Genomic DNA, 22,108 nt, shown 5'->3' with positions numbered 1-22,108 from the left:
GGTACGGGCCCGGGCGGGCGGGGACGGCCTGGTCGCGCGGGGAGGGCACGGTCGTGCGGGAGGGCCTGGTCGTGCGCGGCGCGGCACCGCGGGTGCTCCGGTCAGCCCAGCGGGGCCGGCGAGTCCGCGCCGGGGGCGAGCAGCCGCGGGGTGCCGGTGCCGTCGGCGGGGACGGTCCAGACGTCGGCTCCGGCGCCCGCGTGGGGCAGGGCGTAGCCGAGGGTGTGCCCGTCGATCCAGGCGGCCTGGTCGTCGACGCTGCGCGTCTCGGCGGTCGGGGTCTCCGCGAGGTCGGCGAGGTCGAGCACGGTGAGGCGCCAACTGCCGTCGGACAGCATCTTCTTGTACGCGATCCGGGTGCCGTCCGGGGAGAGCGACGGGCACTCGACCTCGTCCTTGAGCGGGTGGAGGTCGCGGGCGGCGAAGTCGCCCCGCGCCAGCCGGCGCCGCCCGTCCGAGAACACGGTGGCGTAGAACAGGTTGTCGTCGGCGGTGAAGGTGACGCCCCAGACGTTGGTGTCGGGGGCGGCCTTCCGGCCGTCCACGGTGAAGTTCTCCAGGTTGCCGGCGAGGGTTCCGGTGCGGGTGTCGAGGATGCCGCTGCGGGTGGAGAACCGGCCGCCGTTGTACGAGTCGCCGGTGACGAAGACGGTCCAGGAGACCATCCGGCCGCTGGCGGAGACCCGGGCGCGGTTGGGCAGGCCGTTGAGCGGGATCCGCCGCCGCTCGGTCAGGTCCCGGTCCAGGACGATGAGTTGCGGGGAGAGCGGGTCGGCGTGCAGGCAGACGCCGGTGCCGCTCGCGGCGTACACCCGGGCGCAGTCGAGGGCGGAGGTGTCGCGGTGGCCGTCGGCGTGCTGGACGGCGAGGCGGCCGGTGGCGGCGTCCCTCAGCAGCAGGCCGGGGCGGTCGAGGGTGAGCCCGGCCTGCGGGGTACCGGGGGCGGGGCTCGCCCGGAGCAGGGTGTAGCCGATGGCCACGGCCGCGAGCAGCACGGTGGCGGCCAGCGCGGTGAGGATGCGCCAGGTCACGATGGTGGGGTCCTTCGTACGGGTGGGGCGGGCTCAGACGTTGCCGGGCGGTCTCAAGGGGACCCACGGTCGGTGCCGGGGCCCGGCGGTGCGGGCCCCGGCAGCGGGCGGGCAGGGTTCAGCTGACGGTGAGGTCGTCGAACCAGGTGATGCTCGGGTCGCCCGGGTAGTTGTCGTCGTGGTTGACCAGCTGCACGGTGTACGAGTGGCCGGGGGTGAGAGTGTCGGTCACCTGCTGCCAACCGCCGTTCGCGATACAGGTCCTGGGCAGCGGGGTGGCGGTGGTGCCGCTGGTGTTGTGCTTGACCACGACGGTGGCCCAGGCGTACTTCACGGTGTCCCGGCAGTCGCCCTTCCACCAGATGGTGAGCTTGCTGGCGCCGGGCGGGGCGGTGAAGGTCTGGCTGAGCACCGAGTCGCCGTTGGTCGGCGTGGTGGCGCCGGTCGCGCCGCTGTAGGCACCGGAGTGCGGGACGTCGGCGACGGCGGTGGTGCCGGTGCGGGTCCAGCCGTTGAAGGTGCCGTACTCGAAGCCGCCGTTGACGATTCCGGCCGGGGTGCCGGTCGGCGAGGGGCTGGGCGAGGGCGACGGGGAGCCGGTGGGGCTGGGGGTGGGACTGGGGCTCGGCGAGGTGGTCCAGATGCCGGTGATCGGGGCGGCGGAGGCGGCGTTGCCGAGCGGGGTGAGCCCGTAGGCGTCCTCGATGGTGCGCAGCAGGTTGTAGTGGTTGATCTGCTGGGAGGTGGTGCCGGTCCGGACGCCCGCGCCGACCAGGACGGTGGCGATCTGGTTGACCGAGCTGAAGTTGTCCTCGTCGAAGGTGACCACCAGCAGGCTGTTGTGGGTCTTGGCCCACTGCGCGTAGCCGTCCAGGTTGTCGCGCAGCCAGCTGTCGCCGGTGGGGATGGAGGCGGAGCAGCCGCTCATGCCGTGCATGTCGTTGCACATGTCCGGCACCACGAAGGAGACGGTGGGCAGTTGGGAGTAGTCGGTGGGGAAGGTGCTGTAGCGGACGTTGCTGGCGGCCGGGACGTTGTCGAAGTCGACCCAGGGGTTGTGCTTGCGGACGTAGGCGCCGTCGGAGCTGCTGCAGCCGGTGAAGCCGTCGGAGGGCATCCCCTCCGAGTAGCCCTTGAAGGTGAGGCCGGCGGCGATCAGCTGGCTGCCGAGGTTGGCCTTGCCGGTGAGGTTCTTGGGGCAGCTGTCGTCGGTGACGCCCTGCTGGGAGCCGGAGAACAGCGCCACGTAGTTGCCCTGGCTGGGGTGGGTGACCCCGAACGACTGGGTGAAGCTCGCGCCTTGGGAGGCCAGGGAGTTGATGTACGGGGCGGCGGAGCTGCCGATGACGTCGCCGTAGTCCTTGTTCTCGAAGGGGACGACGACGATGTGGTCGAAGCGGGGCACCGCGTCGGCCACCGCGGGTGCGGCGGCCCCGGGCGGGGCGGCGGTCGTACGGGCTCCCGCCGCGACGCCGGCCCCCGTGAGGGCGGCGACCGCGGCGAACACCGTGGCGACCGCCAGTTTTCTGCCGAGCATGGACTTCCTCCTGTTCCGCTGGTGGAATCGCGGACATCGTGGCGGGGACGGCGGGCACGCGGAACCGGCGTCGGGCGACCGGTGGCAGACGAAGCACCGGCCGCGCCCGCCCCGACCAGGAGGTTTGCGTGAGCGCGCCAAAAATCCAGTACTCGCCGGTAACATATGGTCCGATCGAGCCCATGGACGACGTACTGAGAACCGGCCCCTTCCACGCCGCGCTGCGCTGGGCCATCGCGACCCGCGGCCTCAGCCTGGACCGGCTCTGCGAGCGCCTCGCCGCCCGCGGCCCGGCGGTGAGCGTCTCCACGCTCAGCAACTGGCAGCGCGGGACGAGCCTGCCCCGGCGCGCCGAAAGCCTGCGCGCGGTGGCCGCGCTGGAGTCCGTCCTGGACCTGCCCGAGCGCACCCTCGCACGGCTGCTGGCCGAACCCGGCCGGCGCGGCCGGACCCTCGCCCCCGGCACGCCCCGGCGCCCGGCCGTCCGGCTGCGCGCCCAGCTGGACCAGCCCGCCGACCCCGGCCTGGAGGTGCTGGCCGTCCAGCAGGACGTCACGGTCTCGGCCGCCGGCTGGCAGGCGGCGGTCCGGACCGTGGTCCGCTCCCGCCGCCCGGGCGTGGACCGGTACGTGGTGCTCTCCCACTCCAGCGGCGGGGACCTGCCGGAGATCCGGGCCGGCGGCGACTGCACCCTCGGCCGCACCCGGACCGACCCCGGGGCCGCCCTGGTCGCCGCCGAGCTGCTGTTCGCCCCGCTCGGCCGGAACGAGACCATCGCCCTGGAGCACCGGGTGGCGGGCCGCACGCCCGAGCCCTACTACGGCTCCTGGTTCCGCGAGGCCGGCCGGTACTTCGAGCTGACCCTGCGCTTCGCCCCCGACGCCGGCGCCCGCCGGGCCTGGCGGATCTGGCGGACCGACAGCGCATCCCCACACCGCGACCTCACCGAACTCCGGCTGATCGACGGCCGGTTGGCGCACCTCGCCGAGTTCGAACCCACCCCGGGGTTCCACGGGCTGCGCTGGACGGGCTGAGACCGGCTGAGACCGGCGCGAGACCGGAGCCGGGGACCCCCGGCCCCTCCGAACCGAACACCTGTGGCACTTTCGGGTGACAGCCCGGCCGACCCGCCCCCGCGCCCCCGCACCGACTGCCAGGATCGTCCCCTCCGGCCGCCCACCCGGGCCGCCCGACACCGAGGGAGGTCCCGTGCCGCACAGCACCGTGATCGGCGTGCACCTCGGCCTGGTCCGGCAGGACCGCGTCCTGCTAGGCCTGCGCCACAACACCCCCTTCGCCGACCGGACCTGGCACCTGCCGGCCGGCCACCTGGAGCAGGGCGAGAGCGTCGCCGCCGGGATGGCCCGCGAGGCGCAGGAGGAGCTCGGACTCGACCTCGACCCGGCCGCGCTGCGGCTGGTACACGTGCTGCACGACCTGGATGCGGACGACCGCACCGGCCGGCTCCAGCTCTTCTTCCGACCCGAGGAGGGCGCCGTGGCCACCGAACCCGACAACCGCGAGCCGGACCGCTGCGCCGAGCTCCGCTGGTGGCCACTGGACGCCCTCCCGGACCCGACCGTCCCCTACACCCGCCGCGCCCTGGCCGCCATCAGCGCCGGCCACCCGCTCACCGTCCACGGCTTCCCGGCCTGACCGGGCCCTCAGAGCGCCACCCTCGCCCTGAAGGCTTGACGAGTCCTTGACCTGCTTGGACGAAGGTTGACCGGCCCTGGTCAAAGGTTTGACTCGATCATGGGACCGACCTGACGCGGCGCGGCGTACGTTCTGCCGCATGCCCCCTCGCCAGCCGGTCCTGCCGGTGCTCCCCTATCGCAAGCCCACCCGCGGACGGGACTACTGGGTGCTGGACGACGTCCTGCCCGACCCCGACGCCGTCCGCACCCGCTGCCTCGCGAAGGACGACTGGGCCGAGGGCTACCCCCACAAGCCCGAGTCCTGGCCCGGCCTGCGCACCATGCCCGGCCTCGAACCCGAGGAACTCGCCCACGTCGAGGCCCAGGTGCGGGCGGCCACCGGCGCCGAGCGGCTCTGGGTGCAGTCCGCGCCGGGCGGCGCCACCCTCAACCACAACTGCATCCAGGTGGTCGGCGAGGGCGAGTGCGAACCCCGGCCCCACACCGACTCCCGCGCCCTGGCCCGCTACGCCGCCGTCCTCTACCTCAACCCCGGCGTCCCCAAGGACTGCGGCACCAGCTTCTACCGCCAGCAGTTCCCCGGCGGCCGACTCGGCGGCAACCTGGTCACCGCCCCGCACAACAACCTCGTCGACGCCCTCGGCACCCGCTTCGTCCCCGCCGACGCCTTCACCGAGGACATCCGCGTCCCCCACCGCTACAACCGCCTGCTCCTCTACACCGCCAACCTCATCCACACCGCCACCACCTACTGGGGCACCACCCTCCCCGAGAAGCGGATGACCGCCGTCTTCTTCTGGATGGCCTGACCCACCGGACCCCGCCGATCAGGCGCGGAAAACGACGGCAACCGCTGTGCGGGCGGGGCGGAGCGGCATCGGGCAGGGCACCACCCTCACCGCAAAGCGGTGCCCGCCACCAGCTTCCGAACGACCTGACCCACCGGACCCAGCGGGCCCACCGGTCGCGGCACCGGCCGCCGCGCCGGTCGGGCACCGGTCACATGTGCGGGACGACAGCGACCGCGGCGTGGGAGTGGTGGAGGACGGCGTGGGTGACGGCGCCGAGGCGGGGGCTGAGGAGACGGGGGCGGCGTCGGCGGCCGACGACGACCAGCGCGGCGCCGTCCGAGCCCTCCACCAGGGCCGCGGCGGCGCCGCCGATCCGGGTGTCCTCGACTACGGCGACCTCGGGGTACTTCTGCCGCCAGCCGGCCAGCGCCTCGCTGAGCAGCTCGGCCTCGGCGGCGCGGAACCGCTCGGTGTCGGCCTCCAGCGGCACCCACCCGGCGTAGCCCGGCGGCGGGGCCCAGCCGTGTACGGCCCGCAGCACCGCACCGCGGCGTGCGGCCTCCTCGAAGGCGTACTCCAGCACCTCCTCGGCCGGGGCCCTGGTGCCGACGCCCACCACCACCTCACCACGGGCCTCACCGGCCTCACCGGCCTCACCGGCCTCAGCGGCGCCGCGGGTCGCACCGGCGCGGACCAGGACGGTGGGCACCGAGGTGCGGCCGACCACGGCCAGCCCGACCGAACCCACCATGAGCCCGGCGAAGCCGCCGGTGCCCCGGGAGCCGAGGACCAGCACCTGCGCGTCGGCCGCGGCCTCGACCAGGGTGTCGACCGGCTCGCCGCAGCCCTCCAGCAGTTCGGCGCGCACCTCCAGGCCGGGCTCCGCCCGGCGGACCTCGGCCTCGGCGTCGGCGAGGAGCCGCCCGGTCCGGGCCCGCAGGTCGGCGGACTGCCCGGGGTCGGCGTGGATCCGGTCCAGCCAGGTCTGCGCGTGGACCACCCGGAGCGGCAGGCCGCGGCGGACGGCCTCCGCGGCCGCCCACCGGGCGGCCGCGGTGCTCTCCGGCGATCCGTCCACTCCGACGAGCAGGTGCTGGGGGATCAAGGGGTTCCCTCCTCGGGAGGCGCGGGTTCGCCCGCCGGCCACCGGCGGACGGTACCCCACCAGTGTCCGGCCCGGACCGGCCCGTCCCCAGGGACCCACGGACCCACCGGGAGGTCCAAAGGTCCCGGGTCCACCCCCGGCAAGCCCCGGAGCAGCGGGAACGGAGCTCAGCGCGGGTCGACGATCTCCTGCGCGAACACCGTCCCCAGCGGCTCGGGCCCGACGTACTGCTGGCAGTTGCACGGCCGGGCCTCGTACCGGAGCGGCTTGCGGTCGGCGTCCCAGGCGGTCGGCGCCTCCACCACCTCGTGGCACTTGCCCTGCTTGTCGTGCTTGGCCAGGTGGTGGGTGCAGCCGCAGACCGGCTCCGGCGGCCGGTTCGCGGCGTCGAGCGCGAGCTGGCGCCGCTCGGCCGCCTGCTGCAGCTCCATCCGCCGCTCGTGACGCGTCTTCAGCGCACCGCGGACGTTGTCACCGACCCAGCCCCCGCCGACGATCACGGCAGGGACCAGCGCCCATATCCAGCCACCCATGCCACCACTCCCCTGTCCCGGTCGACGCCCGAGTCTACGACCCGCCCCGATCGGACCGGCCGTCAGGAACGGCCGTCAGGAACGCCCGTCGCGGGCCGTGAAGGAGAACAGGGTGTACAGCCCGAGTGCCGAGGCGAAGCCCACCGCCCAGCCGTAGTCGGCCAGCGGCTTGAGCGCGGGGATCAGGCCGTCGGCGGGGAACGGGCCGCCGTGGGAGCCGCCGACGGCGAGCAGGCCGCCGGCCAGGAAGGCCACCAGGGCCCGCCAGTTCCACCCGCCGTCGTACCAGTAGCGGCCGTGCGGGCGGTAGAGGTCGGCGAGGTCGAGCGCGGTGCGGCGGAGGATCCAGTAGTCGGCGATGAGGATGCCGGCGACGGTGCCGAGCAGGCCGCCGACCACGCCGAGCCAGATGAAGATGTAGACGTGGGGGTCGGAGATCAGCTTCCACGGGAAGATCACGATGCCGACCACGCCGGTGATCAGCGCTCCGGTGCGGAAGGTGATGAACCGGGGCACGAGGTTGGCCAGGTCGTACGCGGGTGAGACCACGTTGGCGGCCAGGTTCACCGACAGGGTGGCGACCAGGACGGTGACCAGGGCGTACAGGATCCCGGCGGTGGAGTCCATCTTGGCGGCCAGGGCGATCGGGTCCCAGATCGGTTCCCCGTAGACGGCCTGGGAGCCGGAGGTGACCAGCACCGACAGCAGGGCGAACAGGGTCATGGTGGTGGGCAGGCCGAGCGCCTGGCCGCGGATCTGCGCCTTCTGCGAGCCGCCGAAGCGGGTGAAGTCCGGGATGTTCAGCGACAGCGTGGACCAGAAGCCGATCATGCCCATCAGGGCCGGGAAGAAGACCTTCCAGAAGTCGCCGTCCCAGCCCAGCTGCGAGGGCTGGTCGAGCAGCGGGCCGAGGCCGCCGGCCTTCACCGCGATCCAGATCAGCAGGGCGAAGGCGCCGACCAGGACGAACGGCGCGGCCCAGTTCTCGAACCGTCGCAGGGTCTCCATGCCGCGGGCGATGATCACCATCTCGATCAGCCAGAAGAGCAGGAACGACAGCCACTGCGTCCACGGGTAGCCGCCGATGTGGCCGGCGTTCTGCCAGCCGGAGCCCAACAGCTTCCCGGCGAGCAGGAAGATGCCCTCGCCGCCGATCCAGGTCTGGATGCCGAACCAGGCGCAGGCCACCGCCGCCCGGACCATCGCGGGCAGGTTCGCCCCGCGCAGCCCGAACGAGGCCCGGGCGAACACCGGGAACGGGATGCCGTACTTGGTGCCCGCGTGCCCCGTGAGCAGCATCGGGACGAGCACGATCAGGTTGCCGAGCGCGATGGTGAGGACGGCCTGCTTCCAGTCCATGCCGAGCGCGACCAGGCCGGAGGCGAGGGTCCAGGACGGGATGTTGTGAGCCATGCCGACCCAGAGGGCGAGGAAGTTGTAGGTGGTCCAGCGGCGGCGGTCGATCGGGACGGGTCTGAGGTCGTCGTTGGCGAAGCGGGGATCGGCCAGGTCCGCGCCGTCGGTGAGTTCGACGCGGCCGTCGGCGTGGGCGGTCTGGGTCGTGGACACGGGCTACCACCTTGCGGGGGGACGGACCGGCGGCCGCCCTCGGGAAGGGCGGCCGCCGGGTGCGGGAAGGTGATGGGCGACGGTGCCGGTGGGTGCGCGGGGGCCGTCGGGGCGGCCCCGGGGCCGTCAGGACACCGCGGGGATGACGGACCGGCCGTAGGCGTCGATGGTGGACTCCACGGCGTCGTGCATGGCGTAGACGGCGAACTGGTCCACCCCGAGCTCGCGCAGCCGCTCCAGCTTGGCGATCTGCGCGTCGACCGGGCCGATCAGGCAGAACCGGTCGACGATCTCGTCGGGGACGAACTGGGTGTCCGGGTTCCCGGCGCGGCCGTGGTGGCTGTAGTCGTAGCCCTGGCGGTCCTTGATGTACGCGGTGAGCTCGTCGGGGACCATCGAGGAGTGCTCGCCGTAGCGGGAGACCAGGTCGGCGACGTGGTTGCCGACCATGCCTCCGAACCAGCGGCACTGGTCGCGGGCGTGGGCGATGGCGGCGGGCGAGTCGTCCTCGGTGACGTACGCGGGGGCGGCGACGCAGATGGTGAGCGCGGACGGGTCGCGGCCGGCCTCGGCGGCCGCGTCACGGACCGCCTTGACCATCCACTCGGTGAGGAAAGGGTCGGCGAGCTGGAGGATGAACCCGTCGGCCACCTGCCCGGTGAGGGCGAGCGCCTTGGGGCCGTACGCGCCCATCCAGACCGGCAGTTCGGCGCCCTCGCGGACCCAGGGGATCTGGATCCCGGTGCCCTCGACCTCGACGGTCCGGCCCTCGGCGAGCCCCTTGATGACCCGCATGGCCTCGCCGAGGTGGGCCAGCGTGGCGGGTTTGCGGCCGGCGACCCGCTGGGCGGAGTCGCCGCGGCCGATGCCGCAGACGGTGCGGTTGCCGTACATGTCGTTGAGGGTGGCGAACAGGGAGGCGGTGACCTCCCAGTGGCGGGTGGCCGGGTTGGTGACCATCGGGCCGACCTTCAGCCGGGTGGTCTCGGCGAGGATCCGGCTGTAGATCACGAAGGGCTCCTGCCAGAGCACCACCGAGTCGAAGGTCCACCCGTGGGTGAACCCGGCCGCCTCGGCCCGCTTCATCCGGTCGACGAGCTTCTGCGCGGGCGGGTCGGTCTGCAGGACAAGGCCGATGTCCAACACTTCTCCTTGGGTTGTCCGAGGGGTCCGGTGGTCGGGGTGTCCGAGGTATCCGGGCGGGCAGTCGGGCGGTTGGGCGGTCAGTGCAGGTACTGGCAGGTGGCCCGCGGCTGGTAGCGGCCGTGCCCGGGGCGGCCCAGGTAGGCGTCGCCGTCGACCACCACGGTGCCGCGGGAGAGCACGGTCCGGACCCTGCCGGTGATCTCCTTGCCCTCGTACGCGGAGTAGTCCACGTTCATGTGGTGGGTCTCGGCGGAGAGGGTCTGCCGGGCCGCCGGGTCGTAGAGGACGATGTCCGCGTCGGTGCCGGGGGCGATGGTGCCCTTGCGCGGGTAGAGGCCGAACATCCGGGCCGGGGTGGCGCAGGCGATCTCGATCCAGCGGCAGCGGGAGATGTGGCCGTCCACCACGGCCTGGTGGAGCAGGTCCATCCGGTTCTCCACTCCGGGCAACCCGTTGGGGATCTTGGAAAAATCGCCGCGGCCCAGCTCCTTCTGCCCGACGAAGCAGAACGGGCAGTGGTCGGTGGAGACCACCTGGAGGTCGTTGGTGCGCAGGCCCTTCCACAGCTCGGCCTGGTGCTCCCGGGGGCGCAGCGGGGTGGAGCAGACGTACTTGGCGCCCTCGAAGCCGGGCTCGGCGAGGTTGTCGGTGGAGAGGAAGAGGTACTGCGGGCAGGTCTCGCCGAAGACGTTCAGCCCGCGGTCGCGGGCGGAGGCCAGTTCGGCGACGGCGGAGGAGGCGGAGACGTGCACCACGTACAGCGGGGAGCCGGCTACCTCGGCGAGCTTGATCGCCCGGTGGGTGGCCTCGGCCTCCAGCAGCTCGCGGCGGACCTCGCCGTGGTAGCGCGGGTCGGTCTTGCCGGCGGCCAGCGCCTGCTCGACCAGGACGTCGATGGCCAGGCCGTTCTCGGCGTGCATCATGGTCAGGCCGCCGTTCTCGGCGCCGCGCTGCATGGCCCGCAGGATCCGGCCGTCGTCGCTGTAGAAGACCCCGGGGTAGGCCATGAACAGCTTGAAGGAGGTCACCCCCTCGGCGACCAGCAGGTCCATCTCCTTGAGGCTGGACTCGTTGACGTCGGCGAGGATCATGTGGAAGCCGTAGTCGATGGCGCAGTTGCCCTCGGCCTTGGCGTGCCAGGCGTCCAGGCCGTCGCGGAGCGAGGCGCCGATCGACTGGACGGCGAAGTCCACGATGGTGGTGGTGCCGCCCCAGGCGGCGGCCCGGGTGCCGGTCTCGAAGGTGTCGGAGGCGGCGGTGCCGCCGAACGGCAGCTCCATGTGGGTGTGGACGTCCACGCCGCCCGGGATGACGTACAGGCCGCGGGCGTCGATGACGCGCTCGGCCGTCCAGCCCTCGGCGGCCGAGGTGCCGAAGGCGGCGAGGGCGACCACCCGCTCGCCCTCGATCAGCACGTCGGCGTGCATCTCCTCGGCGGCGGTGATCACCAGTCCGCCGCGGATCACGGTACGGGTCACGGTGCCTCCCCTCAGGCCTCGGTCAGCGGGTTGTAGGCGTCCGGACGGCGGTCCCGGTAGAACGCCCACTGCTGCCGGACCTGGTCGATGACGTCCATGTCGAGGTCGCGGACGACCAGCTCCTCGTCCTTGTCGGAGGCCACCTCGCCGACGAACTGGCCGCGCGGGTCGACGAAGTAGCTGGTGCCGTAGAAGTCGTTGTCGCCGTACTCCTCGACGCCGACCCGGTTGATCGCGGCGACGTAGTACTCGTTGGCCACCGCCGCGGCCGGCTGCTCCAGCTGCCACAGGTACGCGGACAGGCCGCGGCTGGTGGCCGAGGGGTTGTAGACGATCTCGGCGCCGGACAGGCCCAGGGCCCGCCAGCCCTCCGGGAAGTGCCGGTCGTAGCAGATGTAGACGCCGACCTTTCCGACGGCGGTCTCGAACACCGGCCAGCCGACGTTTCCGGGCTTGAAGTAGTACTTCTCCCAGAATCCCCGGACCTGGGGAATGTGGTGCTTGCGGTACTTGCCGAGGTAGCGGCCGTCGGCGTCGATCACGGCCGCGGTGTTGTAGTAGAAGCCGGACTGTTCCAGCTCGTACACCGGGACGACGATCACGATGCCGAGCTCCCGGGCGAGGGCGCTCATCCGCTGGACGGTCGGGCCGTCCGGGACGGGCTCCGCCCAGGCGTAGTGCTCGGGCTCCTGCACCTGGCAGAAGTACGGCGCGTTGAAGAGTTCCTGGAACCCGATGATCTGCGCGCCCTGGGCGGCGGCGTCCCGTGCGGCCTTCTCGTGGGCCGCGGTCATCGTCTCCTTGTCGCCCGTCCACGCGGTCTGGAACAGGGCGGCCCGCACAATCCGACTCATGGCTTCGACTCCTCGCGGAAGGCGCTGTAGACCGTTGAGACTAGGAGTTCTGCCCGGCTGAGCGGAGTGCCACGCTGTAACGCGCTCGAAGGTTCGGCGTTCCGCCGCGAAACCATGATCTGCCGACAATCCGACGCATTCCACGGGGGCGCGCCGGGGGGAGGCGCACCGCATGGCACCGCCGGGTACCGTCGCGGGCTTTGCCCCCGGTGATCCGGACCAGGCAAGATAGGCCGGTGACCCTCCTTGACCTGATGCCCAAGCCCGCCACTCCCGACTCGCTGTTCGAGACCTTCGCCGCGTGGGCGGCCGAGCGCGGCATCACGCTCTACCCGGCGCAGGAGGAGGCGCTGATCGAGCTGGTCTCCGGGAACAACGTGATCCTGGCGACCCCGACCGGCTCCGGCAAGAGCCTGGTGGCGGCCGGCGCGCACTTCGCCGCGCTGGCCGAGGGCAAGCGGACCTTCTACACCGCGCCGATCAAGGCCCTGGTCTCGGAGAAGTTCTTCGACCTCTGCAAGATGTTCGGCACCGAGCAGGTCGGCATGATGACCGGCGACGCCAGCGTCAACCCGACCGCGCCGATCATCTGCTGCACCGCCGAGGTGCTGGCGCAGATCGCGCTGGCCGAGGGCGACCGGGCCGACATCGGCCAGGTCGTGATGGACGAGTTCCACTTCTACGCCGAGCCGGACCGCGGCTGGGCCTGGCAGATCCCGCTGCTGGAGCTGCCGCAGGCGCAGTTCCTGCTGATGTCGGCCACCCTCGGCGACGTCCGCCGCTTCGAGGAGGACCTCACCCGGCGCACCGGCCGTCCGACCACCGCGGTGCGCTCGGCCACCCGCCCGGTGCCGCTGTTCTACGAGTACCGGCGCACCACCCTGCACGACACCCTGGAGGAGCTGCTGACCACCGGTCAGGCGCCGGTGTACGTCGTGCACTTCACCCAGAAGGAGGCGGTGGAGCGGGCCCAGTCGCTGATGAGCATCAACATGTGCACCAAGGCGGAGAAGGACGCCATCGCCGAGCTGATCGGCAACTTCCGCTTCACCACCAAGTTCGGCCGCAACCTGTCCCGGTACGTCCGGCACGGCATCGGCGTGCACCACGCCGGCATGCTGCCCAAGTACCGCCGGCTGGTGGAGCGCCTGGCCCAGGCCGGCCTGCTGAAGGTCATCTGCGGCACCGACACCCTGGGCGTGGGCGTCAACGTGCCGATCCGCACCGTCCTGTTCACCGCGCTGTCCAAGTACGACGGGCAGCGGGTGCGGGTGCTGCGGGCCCGCGAGTTCCACCAGATCGCCGGCCGGGCCGGGCGGGCCGGGTTCGACACGGTCGGCCAGGTGGCCGCCCAGGCGCCCGAGCACGTGGTGGAGAACGACAAGGCGCTGGCCAAGGCGGGCGACGACCCGAAGAAGCGGCGCAAGGTGGTCCGCAAGAAGGCGCCGGAAGGTTTCGTCGGCTGGTCCGAGGAGACCTTCGAGCGGTTGATCGCCGCCGACCCGGAGCCGCTGGTCTCGCGGTTCAAGGTGAGCCACGCGATGCTTCTCTCGGTGATCGGCCGGCCGGGCGACCCGTTCCAGGCGATGCGCCGCCTGCTCACCGACAACCACGAGGAGCGCCCGGCGCAGCGCCGGCACATCCGCTCGGCGATCGCGATCTTCCGCTCGCTGCTGGAGGGTGGCGTGGTGGAGCGGCTGGAGGAGCCGGACGCGGACGGCCGGACCGTCCGCCTCACCCTCGACCTCCAGGAGAACTTCGCGCTCAACCAGCCGCTGTCCACCTTCGCGCTGGCCGCCTTCGAGGTGCTCGACCCCGAGTCCCCCTCGTACGCGCTGGACGTGGTCTCGGTGGTGGAGGCCACCCTGGACGACCCGCGGCAGATCCTCGCCTCGCAGGAGAACAAGGCCAGGGGCGAGGCCGTCGCCGAGATGAAGCGGGACGGGATCGAGTACGAGGAGCGGATGGAGCGGCTCCAGGAGATCACCTACCCGCGGCCGCTGGAGGAGCTGCTCGGCCACGCGTACGAGGTATACCGGCGGGCGCACCCGTGGATCGGCGACCACCCGCTGCAGCCCAAGTCGGTGGTGCGGGACCTGTACGAGCGGGCCATGACCTTCACCGACTACGTCGGGTTCTACGAGCTGGCCCGGACCGAGGGCATCGTGCTGCGGTACCTGGCGGGCGCGTACAAGGCGCTGGAGCAGACCGTCCCGGACGACCTGAAGACCGACGACCTCAAGGACGTCATCGCCTGGCTGGGCGAGCTGGTCCGGCAGGTGGACTCCTCGCTGCTGGACGAGTGGGAGGCGCTGGCCAACCCGACCGAGCCGGAGGCGGCCGAGGTACGGCTGGACGACAAGCCGGCGCCGGTCACCGCGAACGCCCGGGCCTTCCGGGTGCTGGTCCGCAACGCGCTGTTCCGCCGGGTGGAGCTGGCCGCGCTGGAGCACTACGACGAGCTCGGCGAGCTGGACGGCGAGGGCGGCTGGGACGCCGACCGCTGGGCGGACGCGATGGACGGGTACTGGGAGGAGTACGACGACCTCGGCACCGGCCCGAACGCGCGCGGACCGAAGATGCTGCTGATCGAGGAGGTCGCGGACGAGGGCCTGTGGCGGGTCCGGCAGATCTTCGACGACCCGGCCGGGGACCACGACTGGGGCATCAGCGCCGAGGTGGACCTCTACGGCTCCGACGAGGAGGGCCGGGCGGTCCTCCAGGTCACCGCGGTGAACCGACTCGGCGGCTGAGGCCCGCGCCGGCACGACGGACACGAACACGAACCGGCCGCCGGGATTCCCGGCGGCCGGTCCTCGTTTCATGCCCGGGGTCGGCGTCCCGGGCTCACATCCAGCCGAACGGCGCCCGGGCCGCGTACGAGGTCGCCCGCGCCGCCTCCTTCAGCGGCTCGTCGGCGGTGCCGCCGCGGTGGTCGGCGTACTGGGAGACGGTGACGGTCAGGTAGTGGCCGGCGGTGGCGACCCGGGTGACCGAGACGGGCTGGGTGGCGGTGGTCGGCGAGGGGCCCGGGGTGCCGCCCTCGGGGGCGGTGAACAGCAGGGCGGCGGCCTTCTCGCCCTGCAGGGCCGCCTCGGCCTTGTGGGCGGCGGCCTCGTCGGGGAACCGCAGCACGGTGACGCTGGAGACCACCAGGTTGTCCAGGCGGGCGAAGTTCATCGCCAGGTAGCCCTGGCAGCCGCTGTCCTTGAGCGGGTCCTGGGCGCGGTCGCGGACGGTCTCCGCGCAGTCGGCGCCCTGCCGGGCCGCGGCGCGCCGGGCCTTGAACCCGTCGTGGTCGATGCCGCGCTGCGCCGGGAAGTACCACTCGGCGGTGAAGGACTGGGCCTCCGTCAGCGGGGACTGCTGGGGGATTCCGGGGGCCTGCAGGCCGGCCGACTCGCTGGCCTTGGCGCGGCCGAGGCCGGGCAGCAGCCCGCCCGGGTTGGTGACCACCCAGACGGCGCCGACGGCGACGCCCGCGAGGGCGCACCAGACCGTTATTCGACGGCCGGCCCCCCGGGCGCGCCGGACTGCGGCGGTGGTGTCGGTGGACTCGTCGCCGTGGCCTGCCGGTAGCGGGTCGCGCTCCCCCTGCGTGGTCATGGCGGAGATTGTAAGCATTCGATCGCACCGGCCGGTCGGCCGGGTCCGCGACGGGCCGCGTGACCTGCGCCACTACCCTGCGCGGCGGGACTGTGACAACTCGCACACCTCCGAAGGGATCTTCTTGGTGGGTTCCCTCTGGCGAAACGCAAGCCGACCCGGGCAGGATCAGGCTCATGGATCTGCTCGACACCCTCACCGCCAAGGGCCTGCGCCGGGAACTCCCCACCCGGGAGGAGGCACTGGCCGTACTCGCCACCACCGACGACGAGCTGATGGACGTGGTCGCGGCCGCCGGGCGGGTCCGCCGGCAGTGGTTCGGCCGCCGGGTCAAGCTCAACTACCTGGTGAACCTCAAGAGCGGCCTCTGCCCCGAGGACTGCAACTACTGTTCGCAGCGCCTCGGTTCGAAGGCGGAGATCCTGAAGTACACCTGGCTGAAGCCGGAGCAGGCCGCCGAGGCCGCGGCCGCCGGTGTGGCGGGCGGCGCCAAGCGGGTCTGCCTGGTGGCCAGCGGCCGCGGGCCGACGGACCGTGACATCGACCGGGTCGCCGACACCATCTCCGCCATCAAGGACGCGGACGGGAGCGTCGAGGTCTGCGCCTGCCTGGGCCTGCTCTCCGACAACCAGGCCGAGCGGCTGAAGGCGGCCGGCGCCGACGCGTACAACCACAACCTCAACACCTCCGAGGCCACCTACGGGGAGATCACCACCACCCACACCTACGCGGACCGGGTGGACACCGTGAACAAGGCGCACGGCGCGGGCCTGTCGGCCTGCTCCGGCCTGATCGCGGGCATGGGCGAGAGCGACGAGGACCTGGTCGATGTGGTCTTCGCGCTGCGCGAGCTGGACCCGGACTCGGTGCCGGTGAACTTCCTCATCCCGTTCGAGGGCACCCCGCTGGCCCAGGAGTGGAACCTCACCCCGCAGCGCTGCCTGCGGATTCTGGCGATGGTCCGGTTCGTCTGCCCCGACATCGAGGTGCGGATCGCCGGCGGCCGCGAGGTCCACCTGCGCTCGATGCAGCCGCTCGGCCTGCACATCGCCAACTCCATCTTCCTGGGCGACTACCTGACCAGCGAGGGCCAGGCCGGCCAGGCCGACCTCGACATGATCAAGGACGCCGGCTTCGAGGTCGAGGGCGCGGGCGAGACCACGCTGCCCCGGCACCGGGTCGCCGGCGCGGGCCACGGCTGCGGCTCGGTCTGCGGCGGCGAGGACGCCGGGTCCGTGGAGTCCGCCGAGGACGGCGGGCACGCCTGCGGTTCGGGCGGCTGCGGCCCGTGCGGCGGCCACGCCCCCGCCGAGCCCGTCGCCTCCGCCGGGGCGGACGACGAGGCGGAGGACGAGGCCCGTACCGACCTGGTCCGGGTGCGCCGCCGCGGAGCCGGCACCGAGCTGGCCCCCAACGCCTGATGAGCGCCCACGATCCGATGGACGTCCGCACCCTGCTCGACCTGGACCGGGCGCACGTCTGGCACCCGTACGCGCCGATGCCCGGCACGGCGGTGCCGTTCGTGGTGGAGTCCGCCTCCGGTGTCCGGCTCCGGCTCGCCGGGGAGGCCTTCGGGCAGCGCGAGCTGATCGACGGCATGTCCTCCTGGTGGGCGGCCATCCACGGGTACGGGCACCCGGTGCTGGACGAGGCGGTGCGCTCGCAGCTCGGGCGGATGAGCCATGTGATGTTCGGCGGGCTCACCCACGAGCCCGCCGTCCGGCTCGCCTCCCGGCTGGTCGAGATCACCCCCGAGCCGTTGCAGCACGTGTTCCTCGCCGACTCCGGCTCGGTGGCGGTCGAGGTCGCGATGAAGATGTGCCTGCAGTACTGGCAGTCGCTCGGCCGCCCGGCCAAGCGGCGCCTGCTCACCTGGCGCGGCGGCTACCACGGCGACACCTTCCACCCCATGTCGGTGTGCGACCCGGACGGCGGGATGCACCACCTGTGGGGCGGGGTGCTGCCCGGGCAGCTGTTCGCCGGCGAGCCCCCGGCGGGCTTCGACGCACCCCTGGACGAGGCGTACGCCGCCTCCCTGGAGGAGCTGATCGAGCGTCACGCCGACGAGCTGGCCGCGGTGATCGTCGAACCCGTGGTGCAGGGCGCCGGAGGGATGCGCTTCCACTCCCCGGCCTACCTGCGGCTGCTGCGCGACCTCTGCGACCGGCACGACGTGCTGCTGGTCTTCGACGAGATCGCCACCGGCTTCGGCCGGACCGGCGCGCTGTTCGCCGCCGACCACACCGGGATCTCCCCGGACGTGATGTGCCTCGGCAAGTCGCTCACCGGCGGCTACCTCACCATGGCCGCCACCCTGTGCACCCCGCGGGTCGCCGACGGGATCAGCCGGGGCGAGATGCCGGTGCTGGCACACGGCCCGACCTTCATGGGCAACCCGCTGGCCGCCGCCGTCGCCAACGCCTCCATCGACCTGCTGCTCGGCCAGGACTGGCTGCTGGAGGTCAAGCGGATCGAGGCCGGCCTCCTGGCCGGACTCGCCCCCGCCGCCGGTGCGCCCGGGATCCGCGACGTCCGGGTGCTCGGCGCGATCGGCGTGGTGCAGCTGGACCACCCGGTGGACATGGCCGCCGCCACCGAGGCCGCCGCCCGCCACGGCGTGTGGCTGCGGCCCTTCCGCGACCTGGTGTACACCATGCCGCCGTTCGTCACCGGCGACGAGGACCTGGCCCGGATCGCGGCCGGCGCGGTCGCGGCGGCCCTGGCGGGGTGAACCCCGTCCCGTCCGGTGCCCGTTCGAGCTGCTCCGAGGAGAACCCTTCGATGTCCGTCATCTTCGTCACCGGGACCGGGACCGAGATCGGCAAGACCGTGGTCACCGCCGCCGTGGCGGCGCTGGCCGGCCCGCGGGTCGCCATGCTGAAGCCCGGTCAGACCGGCGTGGCACCCGGCGAACCCGGCGACGCCGCCGAGGTCCGCCGGCTCGCCGGCGACCATGTCGCCGTCTCGGAGCTGGCCCGCTACCCCGAGCCGCTCGCCCCCGACACCGCCGCCCGCCGCGCCGGGCTCCCCGCCGTCGGCCCGAAGCAGGCCGCCGAGGCCATCGCCGACCTCGCCGCCCGGCACCACCCGGTCCTGGTCGAGGGCGCCGGCGGCCTCCTCGTCCGGTACGACGAGGACGGCCACACCCTCGCCGACGCGGCCCTCGCCACGGCCGCCCTCGGGCTGGACGTCTCCGTCCTGGTGGTCGCCGCGGCCGGACTCGGCACCCTCAACACCACGGCGCTGACGGCCGAGGCCCTGCGGGCCCGCGGGCTGCGCCCGCTCGGTGTGGTGGTCGGCTCCTGGCCCGCCGAACCGGACCTCGCCGCCCGCTGCAACCTCGCCGACCTCCCCTCCGTCGCCGGCGCCCCCCTCCTCGGCGCCCTCCCCGAGGGCGCCGCCGCCCACGCCGCCCCCGCCTTCACCACCCTCGCCCGGGCCTCCCTCGCCCCGGCCCTGGGCGGCACCTGGGACGCGGCCGCCTTCGCCACCCGCTTCGCCCCCGCCGAGCGCCCGGTGACCTGATGGCGCGTCCGGTGACCTGAGGGCGCGCCGGAAAAGCAGGTGCCCCGCACCGCGTACGCTGCCTAGATTCGGTCGCATGGATTCCTCACCACACCTGCTCAACGTCATCGACGTCGAGGCCACCTGCTGGGACGGCCAGCCCCCGCCCGGGGCCGTCAGCGAGATCATCGAGATCGGGCTGACCGTGGTCGACCTCGGCAGCGGCGAGCGGGTCGGGAAGCACCGCATCCTGGTCCGGCCCGCCCGATCCACCGTCAGCCCGTTCTGCACCGAGCTGACCGGCCTCACCCAGGCCGAGGTCAGCCGGGGCGTCAGCTTCGCCGAGGCGTGCCGCCGGCTCGCGGCCGACCACCGGGCGGGCGCCCGGCCGTGGGCCAGCTGGGGCGACTACGACCGCAACCAGTTCACCCGCCAGTGCCAGGCCACCGGCACCCCGTACCCGTTCGGTCGGCGGCACACCAACGCCAAGGCGGTCTTCACCGAGGCCCACGGCCTGCGCAAGCGGCCCGGCATGGCCCACGCCCTGAAAGTCGCGGGCCTGCCCCTGGAGGGCCGCCACCACCGTGGCGAGGACGACGCCTGGAACATCGCCGCCCTCGTCCTCGACCTCGCCGCCCGCAACGCCTGGCCCGCCTAGGCCCGCCCAGCGGGTCCCCAGGGGGACGCAGGGCACCCGGTGACCCCGACGGCGGAACTCCGCCGTGCGTGTGACAGGCAGGGCCGATCGGGCGTGTGGGGTGGGCGGTGGAGCCGGTTCTCGCCGAGTCTGGCCCTCGGCCGCCCGTTCCGGTCGGGCACGCGAGAGATGGGAACCAACCATGGGCAGCGAGGGTTTCGACGCGGGTCGGCGAGTGCTCCTGATGGGCGCGGGCGGCGCGATGGCCGCCCTGGTCCTGGCGGCGTGTTCCGACGACGACAAGGGCTCCACCACCAGCTCCCCCACCCCCACCCCGTCGCCCACCGGCACCACCTCCCCCCGGACCTCGCCCTCCCCCACCGGCGGAGCCACCGGTACCACGACGGCCTCGCCCACCGGTCCGGCGACCACCTCCCTCTCGGCCGGGGCGACCAGCGTGACCATCAAGAACTTCGCCTTCACGCCGAGCACCCTCAACGTCGCCCCCGGCACCCTCATCACCGTCACCAACCAGGACACGGCCGCGCACACCCTGACCGCCGAGTCCCGGGCCTTCGACACCGGCATCCTGAGCCCGGGGCAGACCGCCGTGATCACGGCCCCGAGCCAGTCCGGCGGCAGCTTCCCCTTCCTGTGCACCATCCACCCGCAGATGAAGGGCACCCTGACGATCCGCTGATCCGCCCGCCGCGCCGCGAACCCATGGACACCTCCGCCGACCGTCCCGGGCCCGTTGACACCCCGTCCGGAGTCTCCCTAGGTTGGCAGCCACCCGCTACCAGCCAGTAGGGAACGGCATGCCCGCGCAACGCCCGTACGACCTCGTCCTGTTCGGTGCGACCGGCTTCACCGGCGGCCTGACCGCCGAGTACCTGGCCCGCAGCGCCCCGGCCGACTGCCGGTGGGCGCTCGCCGGACGCGACCGGGGCCGGCTGGAGGCGGTCCGCCGGCGGCTGGCCGCGATCGACCCGCGCTGCGGCGACCTGCCGCTGCTCACCGTCGACGCCTCGGACCGGACGGCGCTGCGCGAGATCGCCGGCTCCACCCGGGTGGTCATCTCCACCGTCGGCCCGTACCTGACGTACGGCGAGCCGCTGGTGGCGGCCTGCGCCGACGCCGGGACGGACTACGTGGACCTCACCGGGGAGCCGGAGTTCGTCGACCGGATGTACCTGCTGCACCACCGCCGCGCGGTGGAGACCGGTGCCCGGCTGGTGCACGCCTGCGGGTTCGACTCGGTGCCGCACGACCTCGGGGCGCTGTTCACGGTCCAGGCCCTGCGCGGCGAGGACGCCGTACCCGGCGGCGGGGCGCCGGTGGCCGTCCGCGGGTTCGTCCGGGTCGGCGGCATCTTCTCCGGCGGGACCTTCGCCACCGCGCTGACCGTGCTCTCCCGGCCGGCGGCCGCCGCGCGGGCCGCGCGGGAGCGGCGGGCGGCCGAGCCCCCGACCCGCGGACGGCGGCTGCGGACGGTGTCCGGCCTGCCGCGCCGGTCGCGAGCCGCCCGGGCGTGGATCGTGCCGCTGCCCACCATCGACCCGGTGATCGTCGGCCGCTCGGCCGCCGCCGACCCCGGGTACGGGCGGGACTTCTCGTACGGCCACTTCGCGGCGGTCCGCCGGCTGCCCGTGGCGCTCGGCGGGACGGCCGGGTTCGCACTGCTCGCGGCGGCGGCCCAGCTGCCGGTGCTGCGGCGGGCGCTGTCCTCGCTCTGGAAGCCCGGCCAGGGACCGGACGAGGCACGGCGGGCGAAGGGCTGGTTCACCGTCAGGTTCCTCGGCGAGAGCGGCGGCCGGCAGGTGTACACCGAGGTGTCGGGCGGCGACCCGGGGTACGGCGAGACGGCGAAGATGCTGGGCGAGTCGGCGCTCTGCCTCGCCTTCGACGACCTCCCCGCGACCTCCGGCCAGCTCACCACCGCCACCGCGATGGGCCAGGCCCTGATCACCCGCCTCACGGCGGCCGGCCTCCGCTTCACCGTCCTGGCGGGCCCGCCCGCCTCGGCTCCCGGCAGGTAGTCCGTCAGGGGCGAGGTGGTTCTTCAGGGGCGCGTGGGGGCACCTCCCGCCCTGACAGGGCTCGTTCTCTCGGCGCCGAGCGGCTTGGTCCACCGCCGCCAGTGCTCCTCCTGCCGGTAGCCGGCGGCCTGCCACGCCAGCTGGGCCCGCGCGTTCCCGACCAGCACCATCGCGTCGCCGCGCCGCCCGCCCAGCGCGAGGAACCGCTCCTCCGCGGCGCCCAGCAGGGCGGTGGCCACCCCCTGCCGCCGGTGGTCGGGGTGGACGGCGAGGCGGTAGAGGTGGCAGCGCCAGCCGTCGTACCCGGCGATCACGGTGCCGACCAGGGTGCCGGAGCGTTCGGCGAGCAGCAGGGCCGCGCCGTCGCGGTCGATCAGGCGGGCGAGGCCGTCGGGGTCGTCGGTGATGCTGGTGCCCTCGGCGGCGTGACTCCAGAAGGCCAGCAGGGCGGGGACGTCCGCGGGGACGGCGGTGCGGATCACGGGTGCGTCGGTCATGGCGGCCTGTCTAGCAGGAAGGATTCGCCTCCTGCCGGGAATTCCGCGGGGTGGTACGGTTCGCGCTGAGCGCCGGTCAGATCGCGTAGAGTCGGCGGACCAGCCCGCTCCCCGCGTTCTGAG

20 protein-coding genes are annotated in these 22,108 nt (G+C 73.3%); 10 read left to right on the top strand and 10 right to left on the bottom strand.

All coding sequences use genetic code 11. The features are described 5' to 3' along the window. Positions 1–101 precede the first annotated feature (101 nt). Positions 102–1,031, bottom strand: coding sequence for a TolB family protein (locus ABWK59_RS29840; protein ID WP_354643750.1), 930 nt, complete (start codon positions 1,029–1,031; stop codon positions 102–104). A 118-nt stretch (positions 1,032–1,149) separates the two neighbouring features. After that, a complete protein-coding gene (locus ABWK59_RS29835; RefSeq protein ID WP_354643749.1) occupies positions 1,150–2,568 on the bottom strand; it encodes an alkaline phosphatase family protein in 1,419 nt (472 codons plus the stop codon). 182 nt (positions 2,569–2,750) lie between these two features. Here ABWK59_RS29835 and ABWK59_RS29830 point away from each other — a divergent pair, with 182 nt between their 5' ends. From ABWK59_RS29830 to ABWK59_RS29820, 3 genes are all read left to right on the top strand, one after another. Further along, the gene (locus ABWK59_RS29830; protein ID WP_354643748.1) at positions 2,751–3,602 is read left to right on the top strand and encodes a hypothetical protein; all 852 of its coding nucleotides are present in this window, start codon (positions 2,751–2,753) and stop codon (positions 3,600–3,602) included. 175 nt (positions 3,603–3,777) lie between these two features. Further along, positions 3,778–4,224 (top strand): NUDIX hydrolase, encoded by a 447-nt coding sequence (locus ABWK59_RS29825; RefSeq protein WP_354643747.1) that lies wholly within the window; start codon positions 3,778–3,780, stop codon positions 4,222–4,224. Between the two features lie 139 nt (positions 4,225–4,363). Then, the gene (locus ABWK59_RS29820; RefSeq protein WP_354643746.1) at positions 4,364–5,035 is read left to right on the top strand and encodes a DUF6445 family protein; all 672 of its coding nucleotides are present in this window, start codon (positions 4,364–4,366) and stop codon (positions 5,033–5,035) included. A 190-nt stretch (positions 5,036–5,225) separates the two neighbouring features. Here ABWK59_RS29820 and ABWK59_RS29815 read toward each other — a convergent pair whose 3' ends face one another. The 6 genes from ABWK59_RS29815 to ABWK59_RS29790 form a co-directional block, all read right to left on the bottom strand. Next, entirely contained in the window at positions 5,226–6,122 is an 897-nt protein-coding gene (locus ABWK59_RS29815; RefSeq protein ID WP_354643745.1) for a universal stress protein, read from the bottom strand. 167 nt (positions 6,123–6,289) lie between these two features. Then, a complete protein-coding gene (locus ABWK59_RS29810) occupies positions 6,290–6,655 on the bottom strand; it encodes a hypothetical protein (RefSeq protein WP_354643744.1) in 366 nt (121 codons plus the stop codon). 75 nt (positions 6,656–6,730) lie between these two features. Continuing rightward, the gene (locus tag ABWK59_RS29805; RefSeq protein ID WP_420492872.1) at positions 6,731–8,224 is read right to left on the bottom strand and encodes an NCS1 family nucleobase:cation symporter-1; all 1,494 of its coding nucleotides are present in this window, start codon (positions 8,222–8,224) and stop codon (positions 6,731–6,733) included. Positions 8,225–8,350: 126 nt separating this feature from the next. After that, the gene (locus tag ABWK59_RS29800; protein WP_354643743.1) at positions 8,351–9,367 is read right to left on the bottom strand and encodes a TIGR03842 family LLM class F420-dependent oxidoreductase; all 1,017 of its coding nucleotides are present in this window, start codon (positions 9,365–9,367) and stop codon (positions 8,351–8,353) included. An 80-nt stretch (positions 9,368–9,447) separates the two neighbouring features. Beyond that, entirely contained in the window at positions 9,448–10,848 is a 1,401-nt protein-coding gene (gene hydA, locus ABWK59_RS29795; protein ID WP_354643742.1) for a dihydropyrimidinase, read from the bottom strand. 11 nt (positions 10,849–10,859) lie between these two features. Beyond that, the gene (locus tag ABWK59_RS29790) at positions 10,860–11,702 is read right to left on the bottom strand and encodes a nitrilase-related carbon-nitrogen hydrolase (RefSeq protein WP_354643741.1); all 843 of its coding nucleotides are present in this window, start codon (positions 11,700–11,702) and stop codon (positions 10,860–10,862) included. 254 nt (positions 11,703–11,956) lie between these two features. Here ABWK59_RS29790 and ABWK59_RS29785 point away from each other — a divergent pair, with 254 nt between their 5' ends. Beyond that, complete coding sequence (locus ABWK59_RS29785; protein WP_354645152.1) at positions 11,957–14,455, top strand: DEAD/DEAH box helicase; 2,499 nt, start codon at positions 11,957–11,959, stop codon at positions 14,453–14,455. Between the two features lie 94 nt (positions 14,456–14,549). Here ABWK59_RS29785 and ABWK59_RS29780 read toward each other — a convergent pair whose 3' ends face one another. Continuing rightward, complete coding sequence (locus ABWK59_RS29780) at positions 14,550–15,308, bottom strand: hypothetical protein (RefSeq protein ID WP_354643740.1); 759 nt, start codon at positions 15,306–15,308, stop codon at positions 14,550–14,552. 176 nt (positions 15,309–15,484) lie between these two features. Between ABWK59_RS29780 and bioB the strand changes: the two genes are divergently transcribed. The 6 genes from bioB (at position 15,485) to ABWK59_RS29750 (ending at position 21,488) form a co-directional block, all read left to right on the top strand. Then, entirely contained in the window at positions 15,485–16,729 is a 1,245-nt protein-coding gene (gene bioB, locus ABWK59_RS29775; protein WP_354643739.1) for a biotin synthase BioB, read from the top strand. Beyond that, complete coding sequence (locus ABWK59_RS29770) at positions 16,729–18,039, top strand: adenosylmethionine--8-amino-7-oxononanoate transaminase (RefSeq protein ID WP_354643738.1); 1,311 nt, start codon at positions 16,729–16,731, stop codon at positions 18,037–18,039. The genes bioB and ABWK59_RS29770 overlap by 1 nt, the downstream gene beginning before the upstream one ends. Positions 18,040–18,089: 50 nt before the next feature. Beyond that, positions 18,090–18,833 carry a dethiobiotin synthase gene (bioD, locus tag ABWK59_RS29765; protein WP_354643737.1) on the top strand — a complete coding sequence of 248 codons (744 nt, stop codon included), beginning with the start codon at positions 18,090–18,092 and terminating at the stop codon, positions 18,831–18,833. A gap of 76 nt (positions 18,834–18,909) precedes the next feature. Continuing rightward, positions 18,910–19,470 (top strand): 3'-5' exonuclease, encoded by a 561-nt coding sequence (locus ABWK59_RS29760; RefSeq protein ID WP_354643736.1) that lies wholly within the window; start codon positions 18,910–18,912, stop codon positions 19,468–19,470. A gap of 181 nt (positions 19,471–19,651) precedes the next feature. Next, entirely contained in the window at positions 19,652–20,149 is a 498-nt protein-coding gene (locus tag ABWK59_RS29755; protein WP_354643735.1) for a cupredoxin domain-containing protein, read from the top strand. A gap of 118 nt (positions 20,150–20,267) precedes the next feature. Next, positions 20,268–21,488, top strand: coding sequence for a saccharopine dehydrogenase family protein (locus ABWK59_RS29750; RefSeq protein ID WP_354643734.1), 1,221 nt, complete (start codon positions 20,268–20,270; stop codon positions 21,486–21,488). Between the two features lie 23 nt (positions 21,489–21,511). Here ABWK59_RS29750 and ABWK59_RS29745 read toward each other — a convergent pair whose 3' ends face one another. Beyond that, a complete protein-coding gene (locus tag ABWK59_RS29745) occupies positions 21,512–21,985 on the bottom strand; it encodes a GNAT family N-acetyltransferase (protein WP_354643732.1) in 474 nt (157 codons plus the stop codon). Positions 21,986–22,108: the final 123 nt, after the last annotated feature.

This window comes from Kitasatospora sp. HUAS MG31 (assembly GCF_040571325.1).
GTDB classification, from domain to species: Bacteria; Actinomycetota; Actinomycetes; order Streptomycetales; family Streptomycetaceae; genus Kitasatospora; species Kitasatospora camelliae.
This window is presented reverse-complemented; position numbering and strand designations above follow the sequence as displayed.

Coding starts and splice junctions, on each gene's coding strand:
- ABWK59_RS29745 (WP_354643732.1), bottom strand. CDS start 21,985: ATGACCGACGCACCCGTGATCCGCACCGCCGTCCCCGCGGACGTCCCC.
- ABWK59_RS29835 (WP_354643749.1), bottom strand. CDS start 2,568: ATGCTCGGCAGAAAACTGGCGGTCGCCACGGTGTTCGCCGCGGTCGCC.
- ABWK59_RS29830 (WP_354643748.1), top strand. CDS start 2,751: ATGGACGACGTACTGAGAACCGGCCCCTTCCACGCCGCGCTGCGCTGG.
- ABWK59_RS29785 (WP_354645152.1), top strand. CDS start 11,957: ATGCCCAAGCCCGCCACTCCCGACTCGCTGTTCGAGACCTTCGCCGCG.
- ABWK59_RS29780 (WP_354643740.1), bottom strand. CDS start 15,308: ATGACCACGCAGGGGGAGCGCGACCCGCTACCGGCAGGCCACGGCGAC.
- bioB (WP_354643739.1), top strand. CDS start 15,485: ATGGATCTGCTCGACACCCTCACCGCCAAGGGCCTGCGCCGGGAACTC.
- ABWK59_RS29810 (WP_354643744.1), bottom strand. CDS start 6,655: ATGGGTGGCTGGATATGGGCGCTGGTCCCTGCCGTGATCGTCGGCGGG.
- ABWK59_RS29755 (WP_354643735.1), top strand. CDS start 19,652: ATGGGCAGCGAGGGTTTCGACGCGGGTCGGCGAGTGCTCCTGATGGGC.
- ABWK59_RS29790 (WP_354643741.1), bottom strand. CDS start 11,702: ATGAGTCGGATTGTGCGGGCCGCCCTGTTCCAGACCGCGTGGACGGGC.
- ABWK59_RS29750 (WP_354643734.1), top strand. CDS start 20,268: ATGCCCGCGCAACGCCCGTACGACCTCGTCCTGTTCGGTGCGACCGGC.
- ABWK59_RS29820 (WP_354643746.1), top strand. CDS start 4,364: ATGCCCCCTCGCCAGCCGGTCCTGCCGGTGCTCCCCTATCGCAAGCCC.
- ABWK59_RS29760 (WP_354643736.1), top strand. CDS start 18,910: ATGGATTCCTCACCACACCTGCTCAACGTCATCGACGTCGAGGCCACC.
- bioD (WP_354643737.1), top strand. CDS start 18,090: ATGTCCGTCATCTTCGTCACCGGGACCGGGACCGAGATCGGCAAGACC.
- ABWK59_RS29770 (WP_354643738.1), top strand. CDS start 16,729: ATGAGCGCCCACGATCCGATGGACGTCCGCACCCTGCTCGACCTGGAC.